General features: G+C 38.3%; 23 protein-coding genes and 1 other RNA gene. 11 read left to right on the top strand and 13 right to left on the bottom strand.

Going from position 1 to position 20,128, the window contains the following annotated elements; translation table 11 throughout:
* The first annotated feature begins 87 nt into the window (after positions 1–87).
* A complete protein-coding gene (locus LEPBI_RS00645; protein WP_012387165.1) occupies positions 88–1,482 on the top strand; it encodes a zinc metalloprotease in 1,395 nt (464 codons plus the stop codon).
* 3 nt (positions 1,483–1,485) lie between these two features.
* Positions 1,486–2,010, top strand: a complete 525-nt coding sequence (locus LEPBI_RS00650) for a hypothetical protein (protein ID WP_012387166.1) — start codon at positions 1,486–1,488, stop codon at positions 2,008–2,010.
* A gap of 239 nt (positions 2,011–2,249) precedes the next feature.
* Here LEPBI_RS00650 and LEPBI_RS00655 read toward each other — a convergent pair whose 3' ends face one another.
* Positions 2,250–2,678 carry a hypothetical protein gene (locus LEPBI_RS00655; RefSeq protein ID WP_012387167.1) on the bottom strand — a complete coding sequence of 143 codons (429 nt, stop codon included), beginning with the start codon at positions 2,676–2,678 and terminating at the stop codon, positions 2,250–2,252.
* A gap of 181 nt (positions 2,679–2,859) precedes the next feature.
* Here LEPBI_RS00655 and LEPBI_RS00660 point away from each other — a divergent pair, with 181 nt between their 5' ends.
* Positions 2,860–3,249 carry a hypothetical protein gene (locus LEPBI_RS00660; protein ID WP_012387168.1) on the top strand — a complete coding sequence of 130 codons (390 nt, stop codon included), beginning with the start codon at positions 2,860–2,862 and terminating at the stop codon, positions 3,247–3,249.
* Positions 3,250–3,262: 13 nt separating this feature from the next.
* Here the strand turns inward: LEPBI_RS00660 and LEPBI_RS00665 are convergent, their stop codons facing one another.
* The gene (locus LEPBI_RS00665) at positions 3,263–3,640 is read right to left on the bottom strand and encodes an MliC family protein (protein ID WP_012387169.1); all 378 of its coding nucleotides are present in this window, start codon (positions 3,638–3,640) and stop codon (positions 3,263–3,265) included.
* A gap of 499 nt (positions 3,641–4,139) precedes the next feature.
* Positions 4,140–4,491, bottom strand: a transfer-messenger RNA (tmRNA) gene (gene ssrA / locus LEPBI_RS18790).
* Positions 4,492–4,587: 96 nt separating this feature from the next.
* Here ssrA and LEPBI_RS00670 point away from each other — a divergent pair.
* The 5 genes from LEPBI_RS00670 to LEPBI_RS00690 all read left to right on the top strand — a co-directional run bounded on the left by LEPBI_RS00670 (position 4,588) and on the right by LEPBI_RS00690 (position 8,444).
* On the top strand, positions 4,588–5,736 hold the full coding sequence (locus tag LEPBI_RS00670) for an LIC13341 family surface-exposed protein (protein ID WP_012476068.1): 1,149 nt from the start codon (positions 4,588–4,590) through the stop codon (positions 5,734–5,736).
* A 91-nt stretch (positions 5,737–5,827) separates the two neighbouring features.
* The gene (locus tag LEPBI_RS00675; protein ID WP_012387171.1) at positions 5,828–6,481 is read left to right on the top strand and encodes an FFLEELY motif protein; all 654 of its coding nucleotides are present in this window, start codon (positions 5,828–5,830) and stop codon (positions 6,479–6,481) included.
* Positions 6,478–7,206: a flagellar motor protein MotB gene (locus tag LEPBI_RS00680; protein WP_012387172.1), complete on the top strand. Its 729-nt coding sequence runs from the start codon at positions 6,478–6,480 to the stop codon at positions 7,204–7,206. Before LEPBI_RS00675 ends, LEPBI_RS00680 begins: the two co-directional genes overlap by 4 nt.
* 70 nt (positions 7,207–7,276) lie before the next feature.
* Positions 7,277–7,888, top strand: coding sequence for a hypothetical protein (locus LEPBI_RS00685; protein ID WP_012387173.1), 612 nt, complete (start codon positions 7,277–7,279; stop codon positions 7,886–7,888).
* Positions 7,889–8,006: 118 nt separating this feature from the next.
* Positions 8,007–8,444 carry an LA_2478/LA_2722/LA_4182 family protein gene (locus LEPBI_RS00690; protein ID WP_012387174.1) on the top strand — a complete coding sequence of 146 codons (438 nt, stop codon included), beginning with the start codon at positions 8,007–8,009 and terminating at the stop codon, positions 8,442–8,444.
* Here the strand turns inward: LEPBI_RS00690 and LEPBI_RS00695 are convergent.
* Together LEPBI_RS00695 and LEPBI_RS00700 are read right to left on the bottom strand one after the other, a co-directional pair.
* On the bottom strand, positions 8,441–9,784 hold the full coding sequence (locus LEPBI_RS00695; RefSeq protein WP_012387175.1) for a PAS domain S-box protein: 1,344 nt from the start codon (positions 9,782–9,784) through the stop codon (positions 8,441–8,443). The two genes, LEPBI_RS00690 and LEPBI_RS00695, sit on opposite strands and share 4 nt — an antisense overlap.
* Positions 9,785–9,912: 128 nt before the next feature.
* On the bottom strand, positions 9,913–10,629 hold the full coding sequence (locus LEPBI_RS00700; protein WP_012387177.1) for an MIP/aquaporin family protein: 717 nt from the start codon (positions 10,627–10,629) through the stop codon (positions 9,913–9,915).
* Positions 10,630–10,763: 134 nt separating this feature from the next.
* Between LEPBI_RS00700 and LEPBI_RS00705 the strand changes: the two genes are divergently transcribed.
* The 3 genes from LEPBI_RS00705 to LEPBI_RS00715 all read left to right on the top strand — a co-directional run bounded on the left by LEPBI_RS00705 (position 10,764) and on the right by LEPBI_RS00715 (position 13,679).
* Complete coding sequence (locus LEPBI_RS00705; RefSeq protein ID WP_012387178.1) at positions 10,764–12,065, top strand: malic enzyme-like NAD(P)-binding protein; 1,302 nt, start codon at positions 10,764–10,766, stop codon at positions 12,063–12,065.
* Positions 12,066–12,206: 141 nt separating this feature from the next.
* Positions 12,207–12,578 carry a phasin-related domain-containing protein gene (locus LEPBI_RS00710; RefSeq protein WP_004785689.1) on the top strand — a complete coding sequence of 124 codons (372 nt, stop codon included), beginning with the start codon at positions 12,207–12,209 and terminating at the stop codon, positions 12,576–12,578.
* Between the two features lie 255 nt (positions 12,579–12,833).
* Complete coding sequence (locus tag LEPBI_RS00715) at positions 12,834–13,679, top strand: LBF_0142 family lipoprotein (protein ID WP_012476069.1); 846 nt, start codon at positions 12,834–12,836, stop codon at positions 13,677–13,679.
* 57 nt (positions 13,680–13,736) lie between these two features.
* Here the strand turns inward: LEPBI_RS00715 and LEPBI_RS00720 are convergent, their stop codons facing one another.
* The 8 genes from LEPBI_RS00720 to LEPBI_RS00755 all read right to left on the bottom strand — a co-directional run bounded on the left by LEPBI_RS00720 (position 13,737) and on the right by LEPBI_RS00755 (position 20,108).
* Positions 13,737–14,333 carry an energy transducer TonB gene (locus LEPBI_RS00720; RefSeq protein WP_012387180.1) on the bottom strand — a complete coding sequence of 199 codons (597 nt, stop codon included), beginning with the start codon at positions 14,331–14,333 and terminating at the stop codon, positions 13,737–13,739.
* 1 nt (position 14,334) lies between these two features.
* The gene (locus LEPBI_RS00725) at positions 14,335–14,757 is read right to left on the bottom strand and encodes an ExbD/TolR family protein (RefSeq protein ID WP_012387181.1); all 423 of its coding nucleotides are present in this window, start codon (positions 14,755–14,757) and stop codon (positions 14,335–14,337) included.
* 1 nt (position 14,758) lies between these two features.
* A complete protein-coding gene (locus LEPBI_RS00730) occupies positions 14,759–15,178 on the bottom strand; it encodes an ExbD/TolR family protein (protein ID WP_012387182.1) in 420 nt (139 codons plus the stop codon).
* A 22-nt stretch (positions 15,179–15,200) separates the two neighbouring features.
* A complete protein-coding gene (locus LEPBI_RS00735; protein ID WP_012387183.1) occupies positions 15,201–16,040 on the bottom strand; it encodes a MotA/TolQ/ExbB proton channel family protein in 840 nt (279 codons plus the stop codon).
* An 85-nt stretch (positions 16,041–16,125) separates the two neighbouring features.
* On the bottom strand, positions 16,126–16,902 hold the full coding sequence (locus LEPBI_RS00740; RefSeq protein ID WP_012387184.1) for a cobalamin-binding protein: 777 nt from the start codon (positions 16,900–16,902) through the stop codon (positions 16,126–16,128).
* A gap of 7 nt (positions 16,903–16,909) precedes the next feature.
* Entirely contained in the window at positions 16,910–17,605 is a 696-nt protein-coding gene (locus tag LEPBI_RS00745) for a potassium channel family protein (protein WP_012387185.1), read from the bottom strand.
* A gap of 2 nt (positions 17,606–17,607) precedes the next feature.
* The gene (locus LEPBI_RS00750) at positions 17,608–19,425 is read right to left on the bottom strand and encodes a TrkH family potassium uptake protein (protein WP_012387186.1); all 1,818 of its coding nucleotides are present in this window, start codon (positions 19,423–19,425) and stop codon (positions 17,608–17,610) included.
* Positions 19,422–20,108 (bottom strand): hypothetical protein, encoded by a 687-nt coding sequence (locus tag LEPBI_RS00755; protein WP_012476070.1) that lies wholly within the window; start codon positions 20,106–20,108, stop codon positions 19,422–19,424. Before LEPBI_RS00755 ends, LEPBI_RS00750 begins: the two co-directional genes overlap by 4 nt.
* Positions 20,109–20,128: the final 20 nt, after the last annotated feature.

Consider the following 20,128-nt stretch of genomic DNA (forward strand, 5'->3'; position numbering starts at 1 on the left):
TTCGCATTAGGTGTTTATAAGCATGCAAAATTTTGCATTTTTTAACATGTTCCTGCAATAAAAACACCAGTTGAGGAAATAGAAAATATGAAACGTAAGATAGCGATTCTCGCTACAATAGCAATTACATTTTTAACCATCGGATGTCCAGGCAAAGGTGGTGGTGGTGGGTTAGATACTAGCCTTCTGTTATTGGGTTTGGCAGTCGGGTCCAGTGCGAATAGCGGCAGTCAGCCGTGCATTCAAAAACGGGAATTAACGGTGCCTGTTGTCGGAAGTACACCCGATTTTTATGATGATGGAAAAACTTTATATTGGTCGGATATGTTGTCCTATACAGCGGGACCTAACAATCCAAATGCGATTGTTTATTTTGAACAGGATCATGGATTTACCGGCGCAGATTTTCGACCGACTCTCTATTTCTTTTATGGAAATGCGAGTTATTCGAATACTTTCAATAATCGAGAAGGCATTCTCGCTGGCCAACATGCGACTTCCATGCACTCTTATGGCTCCAACTCATTTTTTTACTTGGCTTCCGGATCTTTCATCACACCGAATCCTGCATTTTTGAACCAAAGAATCGGTTTGGATTTGAATGGTCCTGTGAATGCAAATTTTACCTATAAAGAAGCAATTTCGTGTAATGTGCCAGCGTCCGAGGATAGGAACTTTTTTACCAGTGGTGGGTCCAGTTCTACCAATGGGTTGAACAAAGTGTGGACCACTCGCAAGAAATTAAACGTAAACATTATCTTTTTACCGAATTCCTACGTAACACAAACTTTGGATGCCATCCAACCAGCCTTGGATCGATTTAAGGAAGTATATGCACAATCGACCGTTGGGATCGACTTGAATTTTAAGGTAACGATTTCCACGAACACAGAATTTTCTTCCATCACTGATGTTGCATCTGAAAATAAAAATCTCCCAGGAGGTTTGATTCGTTTGTACACATCTACTGGTGACTTACAAGATCCAAATGCTTTGAACATTTACTTTGCTTCTGAGGCTGATGGTATTGCTGGGCTTTTAGGGATTGCTGGTGGAATTCCAGGACTTCCTGGATTTGTGGGAACCAAAGCAAGTGGAATGGTTGTGTTTACAGAATCACATAGAAGTAGCGGTGCAGTAGGAACAGTGCTCTCAAATGCTGATTTAACGTTTATTGGAAACACGATTGCACATGAAGCTGGTCACTTTCTTGGTTTATTCCATGTGAATGAACGAACTGGAGCAACAAATGCCTCGGCAATCAACTATGTTGAAGATCCTTTAATTGAAACTCCAAAGTGTATGGCCGCTCATAATGTGAATGGGAATGGTGTCGTTGATATTTCAGAATGTTTAGGCACTGGATTTACAAATTCTGGAGCTTTAAACCTTATGTTTTGGGCTGGTGATGGAGTCACAAATCAAAGTCAATTGACTGGGGAACAAGGATGGGTATTGAGGAGAAACCCGTTAGCGTATTAAACTATGAAACGAATATTTATATTTCTATTAATTGTAACATCGATTGGAATCTACTCCGAAAGTTTGGATCCAATAAAACTGGAAAAAATCACTTCCTTTTTGACGCAAATACGTCATACGAATGATGTGGATTGGAAAAACGGATTGGAAAGTATTGATCCAAATCCAGTCCCTTATTTAGAAAATGTGATCGCATCCAATACTGTTAGAACATATGTCAAAGGGAATGCCATCGAAGCATTGAAAGCCCTACAATCGAATGAAGCCGATACTTTACTGATTAAAGTATTTGGAGATGCAAATGGATCGAAAAACCTTAGGAAGTCTGCGATTCGTGTGTATGCTGAAAAAAATGCAACAGTAAATGAATCAAAGACAAAAGCAGTTTTTTCTACTACCCTAAAGGAAAAAGAGTTTTTGGATTTTTCAACAAAACAGATCGATACTGCCAAAAGTAAAAAACAATTTCAAAAACAAGGGTCGCAACTTGGAAAAACAGATATGTTGTTAAAAAAGAAAACCGACTAAAATTCGTTCAATCGACTCAAAAGGCAAAACTAGAATAGAATTTATTCTAGTTTTGTCTCTATCATTCCTCCCTCTAAACTCACTTCACCTACCAAACAAATCCAACCTTTCGCCTGGGTCTTAGTGAAGGTTATAAGTCCTTTCAAATTCAAATATCGTTCGAGAATGTTTGGGAAATAGACTTCCTCTTCAATCCTACATTCATAAAACGTATGCGCATTGCAAAGATGAGAAATGATTCAGCCTTTATTTTTCTGTAAATGATATAAATTATAAATACCAAGAAATGCAAATGCTCCTGGTATCAGAGGTGGTTTAATCTTAAGTGGAAGGACATCACTTGGTACGGCTGGTTGCAAATGTACGTAGGTAGCGACTAACATAATCATGATGATACTGACGGAAGCTAGACTTAGTATGGTGCGTTTGTGTGGACCAATGATTGGATTTCCTTTCAGAAGGAAGGGAATCAAAAATGCCAATCCAACTAAGATTTCGGAAACAATCCCAAACCAATAGGCTGGCGTTGGCAAACCACTGAATGTGATTTGAGCCGAATACCATCCCTTAAAAGGGTCTACAAATTTCAAAACTCCAAATAAAAATATAGAGATTCCGAGAATCATCGAAACTGGTTTGATTTTCTTTTCCAAGTTTTGTTCTGGCATAGTTTAAATTCCTTTAATATAAAGATTCAGCTAACAAACTGTAGTTTAGACGGTATTGCAAACAGAAATCGAATCAATCTTAAATCAAATTGAAAGTAAATGGATAAAAAAGTTCTAATTCGATCCTTGTTTTTTTAAAATCACAGTTGCAAGTTTCATTTGGATTTCTAAATTTTACTCCATGTCCGCTTCATCAAAACAATCTTTCTTTCATTGGTTTTTAGGATTTTATTTTCGCCTTCTTTGTATCCTTGCTGTTGATTTGGTTGTCACATTGATCAACGGACATGTATTGAGTTTGGCGAGTACGTATCAAAAATCCATTGCGACTTTGATAGGTATGGGTGTCGTTCTATTACTTTTTTTCTTTTTGTTCTCAATCATAGATAGGTTAACAAAGATTGTTTTGAAAATGACCGTGGATATTGGAAATTTTTTGGTCTTTCGTAAAACGGCCGTATTTCTTATCTTATGTGGGATTACTGTTGGAATCTATATGCTTTATTATCATACATGGTTCGGCGTTTGGCCAAAGATTAAAATTGAATCCTTTCTGTGGATGAATCATTGAAGAACAAAATCTATCATTGATTTTGATCATTGGTCATTTCTTTGTATCTATTGGTTATCTCCCAGTCGCCTTTGCCATCAGGCTCCATCAGTAATGCTTCTCCACTTTTTGTCCACCAAACCAATGTTTTGTCATCGGTGTAACGAACTCCTGATGCGGCCATACCTTGATTTAAAGTAACAGAATTCCCATGTTTGAATTTTAGAGTAACAGAGAAGATACCTTTGTCATCGAAAGGATTGTGATACACAGCTGTTATTTTTTGATTGTTTTGGTCTTCATACACTGTTTCAATTTCTTCGTATTCAGGTTTACAATGAAGAGAGATTAGGCAAATCAAAGCTACGATAGAACTCTTAGAAATGAATTTGAATCGATAAGATGTTTTCAATATGATTAACCCTATTCTTTATGTATCTAACGGTAAAGACCAAGTAAAAAAATGAATTTCCAATTTGTTACCAGCCCGTCCCGCTCGAGGTCTCAGGCATCCCGCCTTCGCCACCCGTCGTAAATCATTTGTTATACGAAAATCTTAAAAAAAACCAATCAAACATTTATAAACTTTAGCGTGGTTACCTTAGTGGAGGTGTTTGCTTCGAAAAGCACCCAGGGATGGGTGCGGGCGAGAGCTCTGGCCACGGAGGGCCAGTTGAGCGCGAGAAGCGAATGCCGAAACTGTGGAGACGCCGGGAGTCGGCTTCCACGGTTCTCCCATCCAGGTCGAACACGTTCCAGCCCGTCCCGCTCGAGGTCTCAGGCATCCTGCCTTCGACAGAAACAGCTTCACGCTCCCTATGGGTCGCTACTGTTTCTGATTCTCGCGGTCGTTCGACTCCCGTCGTAAATCATTTGTTATATGAAAATGGGATTGTGATGCTTAAAATAGATTTTGGAGACGCCGGGAGTCGAACCCGGGTCCTATCGTCCTCAAATGCAGCTTCTACACGTTTAGTTTGCAAATGAATTTCGGAAAGACTTACCCTACAAACGGGGGACTCATTCCTATCCTACTTAGAGTTCAATTCGGCCCGAAGCGGGCGACAGATCCGAAAGGTCCTTAGAGAGGTGTCGGTTTCTTGGCCACCTAAGGAAACAGCCATGGAAACCGTAGAGCTTAAAATTAAGCTGCTAGAGCAAATTCGTTATTTGCAGTTATTGTTTTGAAGGTTTTTAAGAGGTCCCTCACCCCTACGTGCCACTGAATCCAAGCCAACAACAGTCGAAACCAATGTCGTCCCCAATTCTTACTACTTAGACGATGATAATCAATCGAATGGTTACGAAAAGCAAAAAAGGTTGAATTGGAGTTTTAGTGTGCTGGAATGTTTTTATCTTATGAATCATTCCCTTCGTCCCTTCCTTTTTGCCGTATTTGCCCTTGTATGCCTAGAATCCTTCGTTTCCTGTTCCCAAAAAGAACATCCTTCTGAACTCGAGATTCGGCTTGCGGTGTATGGCAAAGAAGCTGGGGATCCCATCCGCATCCTTGGTCAAAAACAAATCAATTTGGATGAAACTCCAGAAATGGAAACTTTGGTTCTCTTTCAATCCGGACAAAGCGAGGTTTTATCGGCATTTCGGAAAGAAGGATCTAGTTGGACGTTTTTATGGAAGTTGGAATTTTTTCTCAAAAATTTGGGGCCGATGTATTATGACGGCAAACAAAATGTTTGGCTTCCAGGATCTGTGTCAGGAAAAGAAAAACCGTTGTTTGCTGGCGATTGTTTCAGACGTATCGTTCTTGCTGAACTTCCTGGAGATAATTTTAATTCCGTGTTTGTTGAAGTAATGTCCGAAGAACCACCGTTAGGTTTGTTTTCGGTTCCTATGGGATATAGAAAAGGTAAAAAAATTTGGGACGGTTTCCAACTAAAAGAACATGAAGAATTAAAACGAAGTAAACGTGTAGATTTTGAATACAGCGCGAAGGAAAAATCGTTTCGAATCTTTCCAACCAATCCTAACTATTCGCAGGAATTTGTGTTCAATGGATGGGAAATGATTGCAAACCTACCAATGCAACCTGTGCCATCCTTTATCTCTTTAGATGTGGAACCAAAATTTCAAATTGGAAAAGAATCGCTTGTGACTTTGCAATTAAAGAATAGAGGGAATTATGTGAGTTTAACTTACCTTTCCGTGTCTTTCCCGGAAGTTGGTTCTGTTCGTTTGGTTAACGAAACACAAGGTGTCCGTCTTTATAAAAAAGGTGATATTGTTTACAATGTCGTTCAAAATAAAAAAATCCCGGCCGAATATCCATTACTGGAAGTAACAAAAGAAGGATGGGCCAATCATTTTCGTTATGGAATCAAATTTTATTACACACCAAAATCCACTGATGCTCCAAAAATTTTATTTCGTTCTACGTATAAATTTTACCAAGAAATTATTTCCATTCCCAATCAATATTCCATAGCACCGTATGAAAGAGACCAACAAGGATTTCCTTCGTATATTTTGAATCAAGTGACAGAAAAATGAAATCAGTCTGCCAATCAAATGTCTCAATGAATCAATATGTACTCTCACAAAGATTCGTTTTATTTTATGACGAATGTAAGTTGAAATCGTAATGAAACAAAAATTATCTGAAGAAATCCTCGCGGCCAGACGTGAAATTGTTCGCGCGCAAGTGGAACGATTTCATATATATTATTATGATTTTTTCCATCGGGCTGAAACCATTGAAATGGCGAAATTTTTCTTTGAAACTGTGTATAATTTGGATGGGAAAGAAGAATGGGAAACATTGGCATTTCAAACCTATGACAAAGTAAAAAATATGTTAAAAGAAGGAACTCGGGAAAGTATCGAACGTCTTATGGAATTGAATTTCATCACCGACGATTTAGATATCCAAATGGCAAAACTACTCTTGGCAAAAGGTTGGGTGTATGGAAACGAAATCAACCAAGATGAATATTTTGAATTATTTTGTGAATTGGACAAACGAGACGTACGGAAAAAACAGTTAGAAGTGGTTCTCTTTAATTTAAAAAAGTTTTATGAATTGGCACATAAACCAGTGAGTGCCTATATCATCAAACCGGCAGCGATGATGTCAAGGTTACTTGGAGTGTATCCACTCTTTAAAAAAGTGGAACAAGGTTATTATGCCACGTTACCTGTTCACCAATCTTTGTTTGATGAATTTTATGCTTTGGTGCAAGAGAAAGAGTGGAATTTTTTATATAACGCATTTCCCACTTTAAAAGAGGAATCATGAGAAAACGATCACGTTTTGTTTCCAGAGAAGAAGAACATGTAGAATCACATGATCGTTGGTTACTCACTTATGCCGATATGATCACGCTTTTGTTGGGGTTATTTATCATTCTGTATGCAGTGAGCAAAGTAGACTCCAAACGATTGAATGAAGTGGCAAAAGATATCAAAAGAGGTTTTGGGTTGAATGTAAGTTCCATTGGAGTGATTCTTGATGGAGGTTCTGGGATTTTAGAAGATGATACGATGATACCGAAATCGGAAGTATTTCGACTTTGGGAACGAATTGGTTTTGCACTCAAGGCATTAAAAGAAAAGACAAAGTTAAAACTTGGTCTTGCCGAAACAGAAGAATTGAAATTAACCTTCGCAGGTTCCGATTTAGCCTCAGATGATGTATTAAAAACCGATCCGGATCTAAAATTCGCATTTGAACAATTGGCAATCTTATCCAAAGGAATGGAGATTGATATCGTAGTGCGTGTTCATATCCCCTATGAATCACAAATCGACAAATCGAAATTTCAAAACTCATGGGATTACCATTCGAACCGTGCCTCAATCCTTGCGGAGAAATTAGTAAACGATTACGGAATTCCAAAAGAACAAGTATCTGTGCAAGGTTATGCGATGTTTCAAAAATCAAAAACTTCAGATACACCAGAAAAAAAAGCGAATGAAGAACGAATTGAAATTCTGATACGGAAAAAAGAGACGAAAGAATGAGAAATAAGATTCGTATTGATTGTTACCTTGAATCGTTGAATGAATAGAAAATGAATTGAGAGAAGTTTGAATGAAAAAAGTTATCGTATTTATATTTTTAGTCATCAGTTGTAAGAGTTCAGATCAGATATATCTAAATCAGAATAAAGAAAACTTCACCTCTCTTTTAAATTCAAATTCAATGGAGATTCAGAATTTAATTCCGAAACAATATGAAATGGTATCTGTCAAAAAAGATGGTCCATTCCCTTACAATTATGCATTAAAGAATCAATCGAATGGGGTTGAAATTCGTTATTTTATAAAATCGTATAAAGAAAAATGGGAACATTACCAAGAATTTATTAAAAACAACCCAAATGCTGTTCTTGTGAAACCCAGTGATGAAGGTTATGTACAAGATTTTATACTCAATTTAATGAATTTAGCGGGAGAAAATCCCAAGATTCAATCAAATCCTTTACCAGAAAAAGTTTTGGCAAATACATTCAATGCAAATTGGGGGAGTAACAGTTTATTCGAATTTGATCCAAAACTGAAGTTTAACTATAAATACTGTAATTTAATCGTGCTACATAAGAATGAAATGGCTGATGCCTATATTTATTTTTTAGGCAATGACTATCGTTTGGTACTCGAACAATCAAGTGAACATTTCGAGAATGTAAGATTTAGAAAATAAAATGATTTGGGATATAGAATCAATTGTAGGTTCGTTTTTTTTGAATGCCTTTCTGGAAAATTAACGAATTGCAATTATTTCAAGATCTCCTTCTATGAAGTTATTAAGGCCTTTTTATATGAATTTTTTTTGTCACCGATCCAATTTCAAAACATATCCAAATACAACTTTTGTTCTAATCCTCCTTCTCTTTCTGATTGGCACATTGTTTTCCTGTAAAAAAGATAAGGGGATGAATCATATCGAATGGCAAAATGAATCCTTAAGTTTAACCTCTGATTTATGTAAAAAATTTCGAGAATGTGCCGATACAGACTGGAAATTCATTCCTGAAAATTTAAAAAAATTCACGGAAGGACGACTCGATGAAGCGAATTGTCAAAAACGCTTTCGAGACAGTAACGCATACAAACTCATCGGACATGATCCAATCGAGATCCAAACTGTTTATAAACAATGCCATAAACAAGTGATGGAGATGAAATGTTCGGATTTACAATCCGGAAAGATGAATACGATCAGTGCTTGTGTGACGTTTCAAACGATACAGAATTAGGGCACATTTTTTACCACTTTGTGAATGACATGATCGAGTTCATGAGCACTTTCTAGGATCGAATCATAACAATATGACCTTTCTTCTTCATTCAAATTTTGATCTTCTAATAAATTGATAAGGCCCATAATTCTAGATAATGGTGATCGAATGATGTGTGACTGATACCAAGCAACGTCCCTTAGCTTTTTATTTTGGACTTCAATGGTTGCGTTTTTATCATTTATCGCAGTTAAATCTTGAAATATGAAAATATAACCAGTTTTGTTTTGGCTTAAGATCAAACTAGAACTCAAAAGTACATTCTTATATTGTTTATCTTTTGCAATAGCAGTGAACTCTTCTTGATCAAAAAAAATATTCTCAATTTTTAAGCCTAGATTATCAATATCAATGTTTTCAGAGTCAGTGATACTGATATTTTGAATTAGATTTGATAAATTCAAATTGATTAATTCATCAGATGAATAATCTAAAAGTTTTTTTACATAAATGTTTGCATAAGTAATATCTAGTTTTTTATCAGTAATGATGATTCCAATGGGTGCAAGTTCGGTGATTTTTCTAAATTTTTCTTCACTTTCTTTTAATGAAACTTCTAAACGATTTTTTTCAGATATATCTTTTGCAAAAATGGAAACACCAATTTGTTTTTGATTTCGATCAAAAACGGGATTAAACTTAGTCTGGTAAACGATACTTTCTCCATTAAAACTTTGATATGGAATATCTATGGAAACTTTTTCCCCTTGAATCGCCTTTGCATAACACTGATAAAATAAATTCTCCTTATCAGGAATAAAATCTCTAAAATCTCTTCCAACAAACATTGTTGAATTTGTATTTTTGGTTATGGATTGGGCGCTAATTTCGTTGATTGCTAAAATTTTAAAATTTAAATCAAGTAGGGTAATTGATTCGTCTGTATTGTCTAGAATTGCTTTTAGTTTTTCAGAAAGATCAATGATTTTGAGTTCTGCTTCTTTTTCTGCTGTAATATCCTTTGCAGTTAAAGTCACACCTAACAGTTCATCTTCAATATAAACAGGTAACATTTTGTATTCAAACCAGTACGCAATATTTTCATTTGCAGTATAATTTTGAATTAAAAATGGTTTTCCATTGATCGCTGTTTCAAACGCTTCAAGGTATAATTTTCGATTTTCTTCGATGACAAAATTTGGATAATATAGATCCCCGATTTTGATTTCAATTTGATGAAATTGAAAGAGTACATCTTTAATTGTTTTGTTAAATGCCAAAACTTCATGATTTTTGTTAATTAGAACTATGTTTTCTGGACTATTGTCTAGAATCGCTTTAAAATACTCGGATATCATTTGCGATTACCTTCATGACAATTTGGATTTGGATATAAGACTTCATATCAACTTCACTGTTTTGAACATAGTTGTTGATTGGCCGTAAATTGAGATTCCAATGAGTAATAGTGTGAAAGCAATTTTTTTCATACAATCACCCACCGGATCACCACTGCCGCAAGTCCACCACCCACTAACGGAATCACTACGGGAAGCCAAGCATACTTCCAACCAGAGTCACCTTTATTGGGTATTGGAAGCAGTGAATGGATGATCCTTGGACCAAGGTCACGAGCTGGGTTAATCGCATACCCAGTAGTGCCTCCCATCGAAAGTCCAATGGCCCAAACGAGGAGAGCCACAAAGCCTGTACCTGCGATCCCACTGGCGCCACCATTTAAGGGCGAAAAAATCGCATGGATACCAAGGATGAGAAGGAAGGTTCCGAACCCTTCACTGATGACATTGGAGAGAGTGTGTTTGATGGCAGGTTCTGTGGAAAATACGGCCAAGATTTTCCCTGGGTCTTTTGTTTCTTTCCAATGGGGAAGGTAGTGTAAGTAAACCAAAAAGGCACCGAGGGAAGCTCCAGACACTTGTGCCACTGCATACGGTAAAAAGATCGAATATTCTCCCGATTGGATGCAAACTGAAAGTGTCACAGCGGGATTCAGATGTGCACCAGGGCTACCGAGTGCTTTTGCGACAAGAACGCCAAAACATACAGCAAGAGCCCAAGCCGTTGTGATGGTGATCCAACCTGCGTCTTTGGATTTTGTTTTCTCCAATAAAACGCCTGCGACAACTCCATCGCCTAAAAGGATCAGTACAGCCGTTCCAAAAAATTCGCCAACCAGTTCCAAAATGCCCTCCCCCGGACTTCGATGAGGACTTACTCTGAAGGGACATAGAACATAGAGCAACCTTTTTTGGAGGTGCTTTCTCTCAATTTATTCTAGGATTTTCCATTGAATCATAAATCATGGGAAAATAGACCATGAAAAATCACGCGCTTGAGTATCACTCTAGGTTTCCGAAAGGAAAAACCAAAGTAGTTCCGACAAAACCAACGGAGAACAGTTATGACCTGTCTTTGGCATACTCACCTGGCGTCGCATACCCTTGTCTTGAGATTGAAAAACAACCTGATCTCGTTTATGAATATACCAACCGAGGGAATTTAGTTGGTATCATCACCAATGGAACTGCCATTTTAGGTCTTGGCAACATTGGAGCTTCCGCTGGAAAACCAGTGATGGAAGGAAAAGCTGTCTTATTTAAAAAATTTGCAGGAATCGATGTATTTGATATTGAAATCAACGAAACAGATCCTGAAAAATTCATCACGATTGTAAAGGCCCTTGAACCAACGTTTGGTGGGATCAATTTAGAAGACATCCGTGCCCCGGAATGCTTTCATATCGAAAAAACATTAGACGAGAACATGAAAATCCCTGTTTTCCATGATGACCAACATGGAACTGCGATCATCTCCACTGCGGCACTTCTCAATTCACTTACAATCACTGGGAAAAAAGCAGAAAACTTGAAGGTTGTGATCAATGGAGCAGGGGCTGCTGCGATTTCGATCGCTCAGATGTTGACTCATATCGGAGTGAAACACGAATCCATTTTTATGTTGGATTCTCGTGGTGTCATCAATCACAAACGTACGAATTTACATGAATCCAAACTTCCATTTGTTCGAAACACAGATGCCGAAACTTTAGCAGATATCTTTCCTGGAACAGACCTCTTTATTGGTGTGTCGGTTGCGAATGTAGTAACAGAAGCAATGGTGAAAACCATGGCTGAGAAACCGATTATGTTTGCCCTTGCCAATCCTGATCCAGAGATTCCTTATCCTGATGCCAAACGGGCAAGACCAGATCTCATCATGGCAACAGGTCGCAGTGATTATCCTAACCAAGTGAATAACGTACTTGGGTTTCCCTTTATCTTTCGCGGGGCCCTTGATGTCCGTGCCAAAGTGGTGAACATGGAAATGAAACTCGCAGCGGCATACGCTCTCAGTGAACTCACAAAAATCCCTGTTCCGATCGAAGTATGCCAAGCGTATAACGAAGTGGAAATTCGATTTGGGGAAGACTATATCATTCCGAAACCACTCGACGAACGTGTGTTATACCATGTTGCGCCAGCAGTTGCGGAAGCGGCTGTGAAAACAGGTGTGAACCAAGTGGCCTACCCTGGTCGCGAGGCTTATGTGAAGTTTTTGGAATCGATCATGGCACAACAAAAAGAGCCAATCAGCGCTCTAGAAATCGAAACCGATTGATACAGGGCCGAATTTCCTAGAGATAGACAAAAAAATTTCAAAAAAACTGACCCATCCTAGAAAAAGTACTTGTTTAAATTTGTGCAACGCACATAACAGTATTGTGCATTGCACAAATAGGTGAAAACCAGGAGCTAAATTATGGAAAAACAAATCATGGACATTCTTAACGCGGGAATCGGTCTTTTTCAATCTGGAAAAGAAGGTTTAGAAAAAGCAAAAACACAATTGGAAACTACTTACAATGAGTTAGTATCCAAAGGTGCTTTGGACAATACTGAGGATTCAGTAAAGATCCGCCAATCTGTGGACAAAATCCTAACAGACATTAAAGAATTCTCTAGTGTTGCTGGAAAAAACTACGATGAAACTCGTTCTAAAATCGTAGAAAACTACAACAAAATTGCTGAAGAAATCAAAGCAAAAATGCCTGAAGGAAAAATTGAATCCGTAAAAGCAAAAATCAATGAAGTTGCGGAATCGATCAAAAAAACAGGTGCTGCAAAAGCATAATCATCATTTCTGAAAGAGAGGGTCGGGTTTCCGGCCTTTTCTCTCTTCTTTCGTAACATCTTAAATTCAGTCTAAAATCTCTTTCCTTATTTACTTCCCTTTCTCTTTTTTCATAAGAACCACTGAAGCGTATTCGAATGTTTGATTTCTGTTGCGTTAATGAGCAATGAGACAAGCCATCATTCTATGATTTCGATTGTACCTGCCTCACTTTCCCTATTGACAGACATTTGTTTTTGATGCAATTTGACCTCTATGTTCTGCTCAAAAAAACTGATCTTAGGCTCACTATTTTTTCTTTTCTCTTGTGGTACGGCCGACTTAAGACCACCCCATTTATCTTATGATAAGATTGATCCTGAGTTAAAGAAAAAAGGCATAACAGTAGTTACCAATCCTCCCATCAAAGAATTAAGTCCTGGGGATTGGAAAGAGTATAAACAAGTTCAGTTTATACTTAAAGATGTATGGCATAATCATTTTGTCAGATTTTTTACTCCTATCAAAGAACAAGAAATCAGGATGCGGGTATATTTGGATTTCGAAGCTGATGCCATGCAAGTTGAGTTATTAGGTGGAGAGAAAAAAGGTTTTATCTACGGATTAGAAAAAAAAGTTACTTATCAAATTTCTCCAGAAACAGGGAAAGCTTACAGTGACGATACTGAAGTTAGAATATATCTCGAGTCACTTCGATCTTACCTTACTTTACCATGGCGACTTAAGAACTATCCTATCATCCAATATGCAGGCCAAAAACAAAAACTAGAACAAAACTATGAAGTGGTTTATTTCACATCCGTTCAAATGAATGCCACTCCCGATACAGACCAATATGTTGGTTATTTTGAACAAAAAAGTGGTGCATTGGAATGGTTAGAATTCACCTATCGAGAATTGTTTAGTTTTTACCAAGGTGTTTTGAAATTTGGATTTTATGAACCTTGGAATGGAAAACAATACCCAAGACGGATCACCATCTTAGATCGATTCGAAGATCCAGACTTTGTCCATGAACTCCGAATTGAAAAAATCGAAATCCCAGTGAAACCAATGGAAGAAGTGGATAAGGTTTTGGAATTACCAGAGAAGGGGAAGTGAGATTGGAGCGGAGAGCCCGGTCCACCACTGGAACAGTGGTGGATTCGCCCATAGAGTTTAATTCAATGTAAATCGAATGGGAACAAGCACTTTTACAGTGATGGGTTTTCCTTCTAATACCGAAGGGGAAAATCGTTTTCTGCGATAGACTCTGATGGCTTCTTCTTCTAATCCACCACCTAACTGTTTGCCGACGGAGCGCACTCGTAGCACTTCCCCTGTGTTGGAGATGATCACTTCTAGTGTCATTGTCCCTGTCACACCAAGTGCTTTTGCATCGGATGTGTATTCAGGACGAACGTTAGGTGATAAATCTACGGGAGAGGTTGCACCAGAAACAATTGGGTCGGATGCACCAGCGATACGAGGGTCTTCTTTTTTTTCTTCCTTTTCTTTGTCAGTTAGATCAAAGTCACCATCGGTTGGTTTAGAGTCAGTGCTTGGTTCTTGGATTTGAACGTTGTCAATGAAGGCAACTTCTTCTACAAGGTCATCCAAACTGTCTGTCTCCAAATGAGGTGTGAACCAAAAAAGAATGATTAACGCCTGTATGACGGCAGATATTCCAAGACCCGTTTCCATACGGTAACGATCAATGAATCTATGGATTCTTTCTCGTTTGGATCTTTTTTGTGTAACAACTGTTCCGCTCACGTTACTTACCTTTTAATCCGCCACCTTGGGTGGTCTTGGTAACAAGAGATACCTTTAAGGCACCAATCTCTCGGAGGGTTTCAAAAACACTGTCTAGTTCTTCATAGGTTAAGTCTTGGTCAGCGTGGATCAAAACTTTAAGATCAGGTGTTGTGGAAATTTTGGCTCTGATTTCACTCATCGCTTCGTTCAGTTCCATTTTCACTGAGTTGAAATAAACAGTTCTTTTTTCGTCAGCAGTTAGGTAAAGATTGGCGATCTTTTTGTTTAACTGCTCTCCTCCAGGAACATCTGGTAAATTGATGGGAAGGTCAGGATCGGAATCCAATACGGAGGTTACCATAAAGAACACGAGAAGTAAGAAGGCAATGTCTGCCATCGAACTCACTGGAACTGAAGGTGCGACTCTCTTTCTTCGTAACATATTATTTCTTCTTTCTCACTGAGATTTTTTCAAATCCGCGAAGTTGTACTGCTGATAAAGCATCCAACATCTTTGCATATTTGGTATCACCGGTTGTAACAATGAGTGCTAGTTTGTTTTTCAGATCTGGGATTTCCATTTGGTTTAGGTCATCACGAAATTCTTGTAAACTAACATATTCTTTTGTTCCGAACGCTGAGTTACGCATCTTGTAACGATCTTGAGTGACCAAAATTTCATATACATTCTTACGCAAAAATGGCTGAGGTTCGGATTGTTTGCGAGGAAGAGAAATGTTAAGTCCTTCCTTCACAAAGAATACTGCTGTTACCATAAAAAATACCAAGAGTAGAAAGGCAATGTCCGACATGGATGCTGCCGAAATTTCCTCTATTTCTTGTTTTTTCTTTAACTTGATCATGGTTCGTTACTTACCGTTTGCTTTACGCTTTTTTTCCGGCTTTGAGTTTTAAGTATTCTTTGTAGATTTTGTTTGCTGCTTCTTCTACTTCAGAAGTAAAAAAACCAACTCGGCCTTGTAAGTATTGGTAGAATGTCATCGCAGGGATCGCAACGATCAGACCAGCTGCTGTAGTGATAAGGGCTTCTTTGATACCACCTGCGACCACTTTTGCGTTTACTTGGTCAGCGTTTGCAATCGCATCAAAAGCGTTGATCATACCAGATACGGTTCCAAGGAATCCAACGAGTGGAGCAATTGTGGAAACTGCTGAAAGAACAGTGAGTCCTTTTTCTAAGAGAGTCATGACTTCACCCGCTTCTCTTTCGATACCAGCGGCAAAAATTTCAGGGTCGTTTTGGGAAACTTCCATTCCATTTTTTAAGACATCAGTGATTCGTTGTCCTTCATTCGCTTTTAGGAATTCGTCTACACCTTGCATACCAGAAGCATCAATCGCATCTTGTAAATCTTGGTTGTAACCTTTTCTCACAAGCTTTGCTGTGAAAAAAAAGTACATCCTTTCGAGAATCACTCCAAATCCAACGATGGAAGCGAGTAGGAGTGGCCACATGGACCATCCACCAGTCACAAATAATTTAACGAGCCCGATTTCCGATTCTTGCGGAGCGGATTCTTGTGGTGCTTCAGCGGCAGGTGCAGGAGTTTCAGCTGGTGCTTCTGTGTTTTGCGTAGTATCTGTGCTAGTTGTTGTTGGGGTAGATTGTGCTTCGATTCTACCTGCAATTGTAAAAATTGTGATGAGTGCGATCACAACAGACAAAGTGATGTTTTTCTTTGCCAGGTTACATGAAACGTTCATGAATGTCTCCATATCTAATTGATATGTTTCAAATCTAGTGGATCTCTGTTACATTTAGATGACAGATGGATGACAAAGAGAGTAATTAAGCTGTCAAAAAGAACTCTCTGAGTTTCGGAATCCCTTCTAAAAACAGGGCAGGGCCCGGTTGTAATATAATGCTTGGGTCCATTTCATAAATTCGGTTGTTTTGGAGAAAGCCAGTCGACTGCCACTCGGGTTTGTTCCGGACCCAGTCCCAGTCCATCGCCTTCCCACACCAAGAACCTACGTAGATGTCAGGGTTGGCCTCCCTCACATCCTCCGCTTGGATGATGCGGTCTTTGGCGAGTTTACGGTCTTTGAGATGGGAAAAACAGTCGATCCCACCTGCCAGAGCGACCGCTTCGCTCACCCATTGGATCCCCGTGATGATGGGTTCGTCCCATTCCTGGAAAAACACGGTGGGTCTTTTGGAAATGGATTCATTTTGTTTTTGCCAGGTTTGGATTTGGTGTTTCCAACCATCAGTGATGTTTTTGGCTTTTTCGGATTGGCCCACAATGTTTCCAATGATTTGCATATTGGTGATGATTTCAGCGATGGAACGTTGGTTGAAGATGAGCACATTTAACCCACGTTCAATGAGGTCTTTGGCAAGTTGGCCTTGGATGTCTGAAAAACCGATGACTAAGTCTGGTTCCAGTGAGAGTATTTTTTTGAGATTCCCACTGATAAACGCTGAGACCTTTGTTTTTTCTTCTTTGGCACGGACAGGTCGTTCTGTATAAACAGAAATCCCCACAATCCGTTTTTCTTCCCCCAAGAGATAAATCATCTCCGTTGGTTCTTCTGTGAGACAAATGATTCTTTTTGGACCCATGGTTTTTTTAAGTTTCTAAAAATTTGGAAAGATCGGATTGAGATCCAAACAAAACCACAATATCTTCTTCTCTGAGAACCGTACTCCCGTGTGGGATTCCGAGGATTTTTTCCGTTTTGGAATCGGAGGCACGCTTTGTTTCTTTATCAGTGAATGGACGTTTGATGGTAATCACATTGATATTGTATTTGTGACGAAGGTCTGCTTCTGCAATGGTTTTGTTGATATATCGTTTGGGAACTGTGACTTCTACCACACTGTATTCGTCTGATAATAAAAAACTCGAACGCATCCCCACAAAAGAAAATATTTCCGCCATACTCCTTGCTGCTTTTTCTTCTGGGTTGAACAAGTCTCGGATTCCAAGTAATTCCAAAACCCTTTTTTGCAGTTCTGTTTGGTATCTTGCATAAATTTGTTTCACACCTGATTTTTTTAAACTATCAGCACAAATAATGGAGGTTTCAAAATCATCAGCGAGTGCAATTACCGCATAGTCTACATCGCCAATCCCTTGGGAACGTAATGCGTGTTCATCGGTCGCATCTAGTGTGACGGCAACTGTTACGTGTTCTTTGATGGAATCGATGATGACTGGGTCTTTGTCGATTGCGATGACTTCGTGTCCATCTTCAAAAAGATAACGAACAAATAATTTTCCAAAACTTCCGATACCGATGACAGCGATTTTTTTTCTTTGCATGATTAACCTACAACTACATATTCTTTGGGATATTCGTAAGCGATATGGTCTACTTTTTTAGATAGGGCAATGAGTAAGGTAAGAATTCCAACTCTTCCCACAAACATAACAACACAAATGATAATTTTACCAGAATCGGAAAGATGTGGTGTAAGCCCTCTTGATAATCCTGTCGTACTAAAGGCAGAAACGGCTTCAAAACACAAATCGATAAAATGAGCATTTTCAGTAAGTAAAAGACAGAAGATTGCGATAAAAATAACAAATAGAGATAACACAATGGTAGCACCTGCCCTCGAAATCGTTGAATCAGCAATGGTTCGGTAGTCGATTTCCATACGACTCTTTCCGCGAATTTGATTTGTGATATTTAGTATGGATATTGCAAATGTTGTGGTTTTGATTCCACCACCTGTGGAAACAGGGGAGCCGCCTACCCACATCAGAAAAAATGTAACAAATGTCATAGGATGACCCATAAGACCTAAATCAAAAGTATGGAGTCCACCAGATCGGGTGGTCACTGAATAGAATAATGAGTGGAATAGTTTTTCTTCCATCGAAAATTCTTTTAAGCTCATATCCCATTCTAATAACAAATGAGAGGTCCAACCAAATATTAATAACAAAGCAGACATTCGAAATACTAATTTCGATGTAAGTGACCACCGAAATATTTGATCTCTTGGATGGAATAATCGAGTTCGAATTTGGTAAAGCACAGGAAAACCTAAGGATCCAAAAACAATGAGAAACATAAGAATCGTTAAAAATCCTTCCGAATCTCTAAATGCTTCTGTCGCCATTCCATTTGGCATCAAACTAAAACCAGCGTTGCAAAATGCTGAGATAGAATGAAATACCGAATAATAAATTTTTTCTGGAAATGATACAGGAAAGTTTTTTGGAAAACTACAGAAGAGTAATGTGGCTCCTACAAATTCAATCGCTAATGTTTGTAAGGTGATTTGTTTTAATGTGTCCTTAGCACGACCCATAGTTTCTTCCGAAAGCAGGTCTTTTAACATCAGTGTGTCACTCACGGAACCTTTTCCCGTGAGAAAGATGGAAAAAAAACTTGTGAGGGTCATAAGGCCAAGCCCACCCACTTGGATGAGAAGTAAAATCACAAGTTGTCCCGTGAGCGTAAATTGGCTACTGATATCAAGTGTAGACAATCCAGTGACACAAGTGGCACTGATCGTTGTGAAGAGAATGTCAATGGTACGAACATCTCCATTGGTTGATTTTGGAAAATGTAAAAAACAAACTCCCATGAGAATGATAAAGGCAAATGAACCCACAAATACAATGGAGGGATTTAGTTTTTTTGACTCTCTCTTTTTCGATAGCCGAAAGAAATGGGCTAAATTTGAAAATAAAAACAGAAACTGATTGGCTGATAAAAAGATGAGTGTGGTGTCATCACCGGAGATATGATATGATTTTAAAACAGAGATGATATTTTTTTCATAAATCACCTCAAGGCCTAACATTAGGAGAATTATCAATTCGATTTTATGTAAATCGAGATACTCTTTCCATTTTTTATTTGTGAAAATTAAGTGAAGTGTTTCATAACCAATGAAGAAACTAACCAACGTTCGTATGGAAATGGTTACATACGGTTTCCATTCTACTGGATAATAAAATCCAAAATCTAAAATGAGGATTGCTACCGATAAAAATCCAAAAAAAATATAAAACATCCGACCCATCGGTCGTAAGTGTTCCATATATAATTTTCGAATTTCGAATCGTTTGGATTGTAAGGATTCAAAAATTTGGAGTAAAAAAACGAGGATTCGTTTGAACTTCAAGGTTTAACGTCTGCTAATTGCTTTTTCTTTTCGCGGTGTTCTTCCAATCTTTGTTGGTCCACGTAAACATTGGCTCCCGAAAGACCTGTGGATCCTCCAATGATAATGATACTACCAACAATTGTCTTTTCGACTAAAAAAGCTGATGCTACGGCTACCGAAGCACCGAAAGCAAAAGGAAAAGTCAAAAAGAAGATGATGTAACCTCTTCTGAATTTTGTTTCTTCATAGATGGCATCTTCATCAAATTCTTCTTTTTGTTTTTTCTTTAATTCTTGTTTGGTTCTACTTTTTTGGAGTTGGTTTTGTAATGCTTGTTCATTGATTTCACCAGTGAGAGGATTGATCGGTGAATTTTGTGCATTCGTCAGACTATAAGGATTCATTGCATTCTGACTAGAATTAGAAGGTGTTCGAGAGTTTAGGAGTGCACCAGCACCTGGAATGGAATCAATTCCACTGTATTGGGTTTTTGCATTTTTGGGAGTTGCCAGAATGGGTGTTTCAAACTTAGGAGGTAGAGTGACATCCTTTAAAACATTGGATTCTGGATCAGAATTGGGTATGTTTCTCAAATCATAATTATTGGTGTCATAAAAACCCTCTTTTGTTTGTCCATATAAGGGACCAAACACCAAAGAAAAGGTGATCATCGGCACAAGAATTTGGGAAAATACTCGCATACATTCCAGTTTACCCAAAC

Source organism: Leptospira biflexa serovar Patoc strain 'Patoc 1 (Paris)' (genome assembly GCF_000017685.1).
Taxonomy (GTDB): Bacteria; Spirochaetota; Leptospiria; order Leptospirales; family Leptospiraceae; genus Leptospira_A; species Leptospira_A biflexa.

Excerpts from the sequence above, each read along its gene's own strand:
- LEPBI_RS00725 (WP_012387181.1), bottom strand. The coding sequence starts at position 14,757 with ATGTTACGAAGAAAGAGAGTCGCACCTTCAGTTCCAGTGAGTTCGATG.
- LEPBI_RS00655 (WP_012387167.1), bottom strand. The coding sequence starts at position 2,678 with ATGCCAGAACAAAACTTGGAAAAGAAAATCAAACCAGTTTCGATGATT.
- LEPBI_RS00675 (WP_012387171.1), top strand. The coding sequence starts at position 5,828 with ATGAAACAAAAATTATCTGAAGAAATCCTCGCGGCCAGACGTGAAATT.
- LEPBI_RS00685 (WP_012387173.1), top strand. The coding sequence starts at position 7,277 with ATGAAAAAAGTTATCGTATTTATATTTTTAGTCATCAGTTGTAAGAGT.
- LEPBI_RS00680 (WP_012387172.1), top strand. The coding sequence starts at position 6,478 with ATGAGAAAACGATCACGTTTTGTTTCCAGAGAAGAAGAACATGTAGAA.
- LEPBI_RS00735 (WP_012387183.1), bottom strand. The coding sequence starts at position 16,040 with ATGAACGTTTCATGTAACCTGGCAAAGAAAAACATCACTTTGTCTGTT.
- LEPBI_RS00755 (WP_012476070.1), bottom strand. The coding sequence starts at position 20,108 with ATGCGAGTATTTTCCCAAATTCTTGTGCCGATGATCACCTTTTCTTTG.
- LEPBI_RS00670 (WP_012476068.1), top strand. The coding sequence starts at position 4,588 with ATGAATCATTCCCTTCGTCCCTTCCTTTTTGCCGTATTTGCCCTTGTA.
- LEPBI_RS00695 (WP_012387175.1), bottom strand. The coding sequence starts at position 9,784 with ATGATATCCGAGTATTTTAAAGCGATTCTAGACAATAGTCCAGAAAAC.
- LEPBI_RS00660 (WP_012387168.1), top strand. The coding sequence starts at position 2,860 with ATGTCCGCTTCATCAAAACAATCTTTCTTTCATTGGTTTTTAGGATTT.
- LEPBI_RS00740 (WP_012387184.1), bottom strand. The coding sequence starts at position 16,902 with ATGGGTCCAAAAAGAATCATTTGTCTCACAGAAGAACCAACGGAGATG.
- LEPBI_RS00650 (WP_012387166.1), top strand. The coding sequence starts at position 1,486 with ATGAAACGAATATTTATATTTCTATTAATTGTAACATCGATTGGAATC.
- LEPBI_RS00745 (WP_012387185.1), bottom strand. The coding sequence starts at position 17,605 with ATGCAAAGAAAAAAAATCGCTGTCATCGGTATCGGAAGTTTTGGAAAA.
- LEPBI_RS00705 (WP_012387178.1), top strand. The coding sequence starts at position 10,764 with ATGAAAAATCACGCGCTTGAGTATCACTCTAGGTTTCCGAAAGGAAAA.
- LEPBI_RS00715 (WP_012476069.1), top strand. The coding sequence starts at position 12,834 with ATGTTCTGCTCAAAAAAACTGATCTTAGGCTCACTATTTTTTCTTTTC.
- LEPBI_RS00730 (WP_012387182.1), bottom strand. The coding sequence starts at position 15,178 with ATGATCAAGTTAAAGAAAAAACAAGAAATAGAGGAAATTTCGGCAGCA.
- LEPBI_RS00645 (WP_012387165.1), top strand. The coding sequence starts at position 88 with ATGAAACGTAAGATAGCGATTCTCGCTACAATAGCAATTACATTTTTA.
- LEPBI_RS00690 (WP_012387174.1), top strand. The coding sequence starts at position 8,007 with ATGAATTTTTTTTGTCACCGATCCAATTTCAAAACATATCCAAATACA.
- LEPBI_RS00710 (WP_004785689.1), top strand. The coding sequence starts at position 12,207 with ATGGAAAAACAAATCATGGACATTCTTAACGCGGGAATCGGTCTTTTT.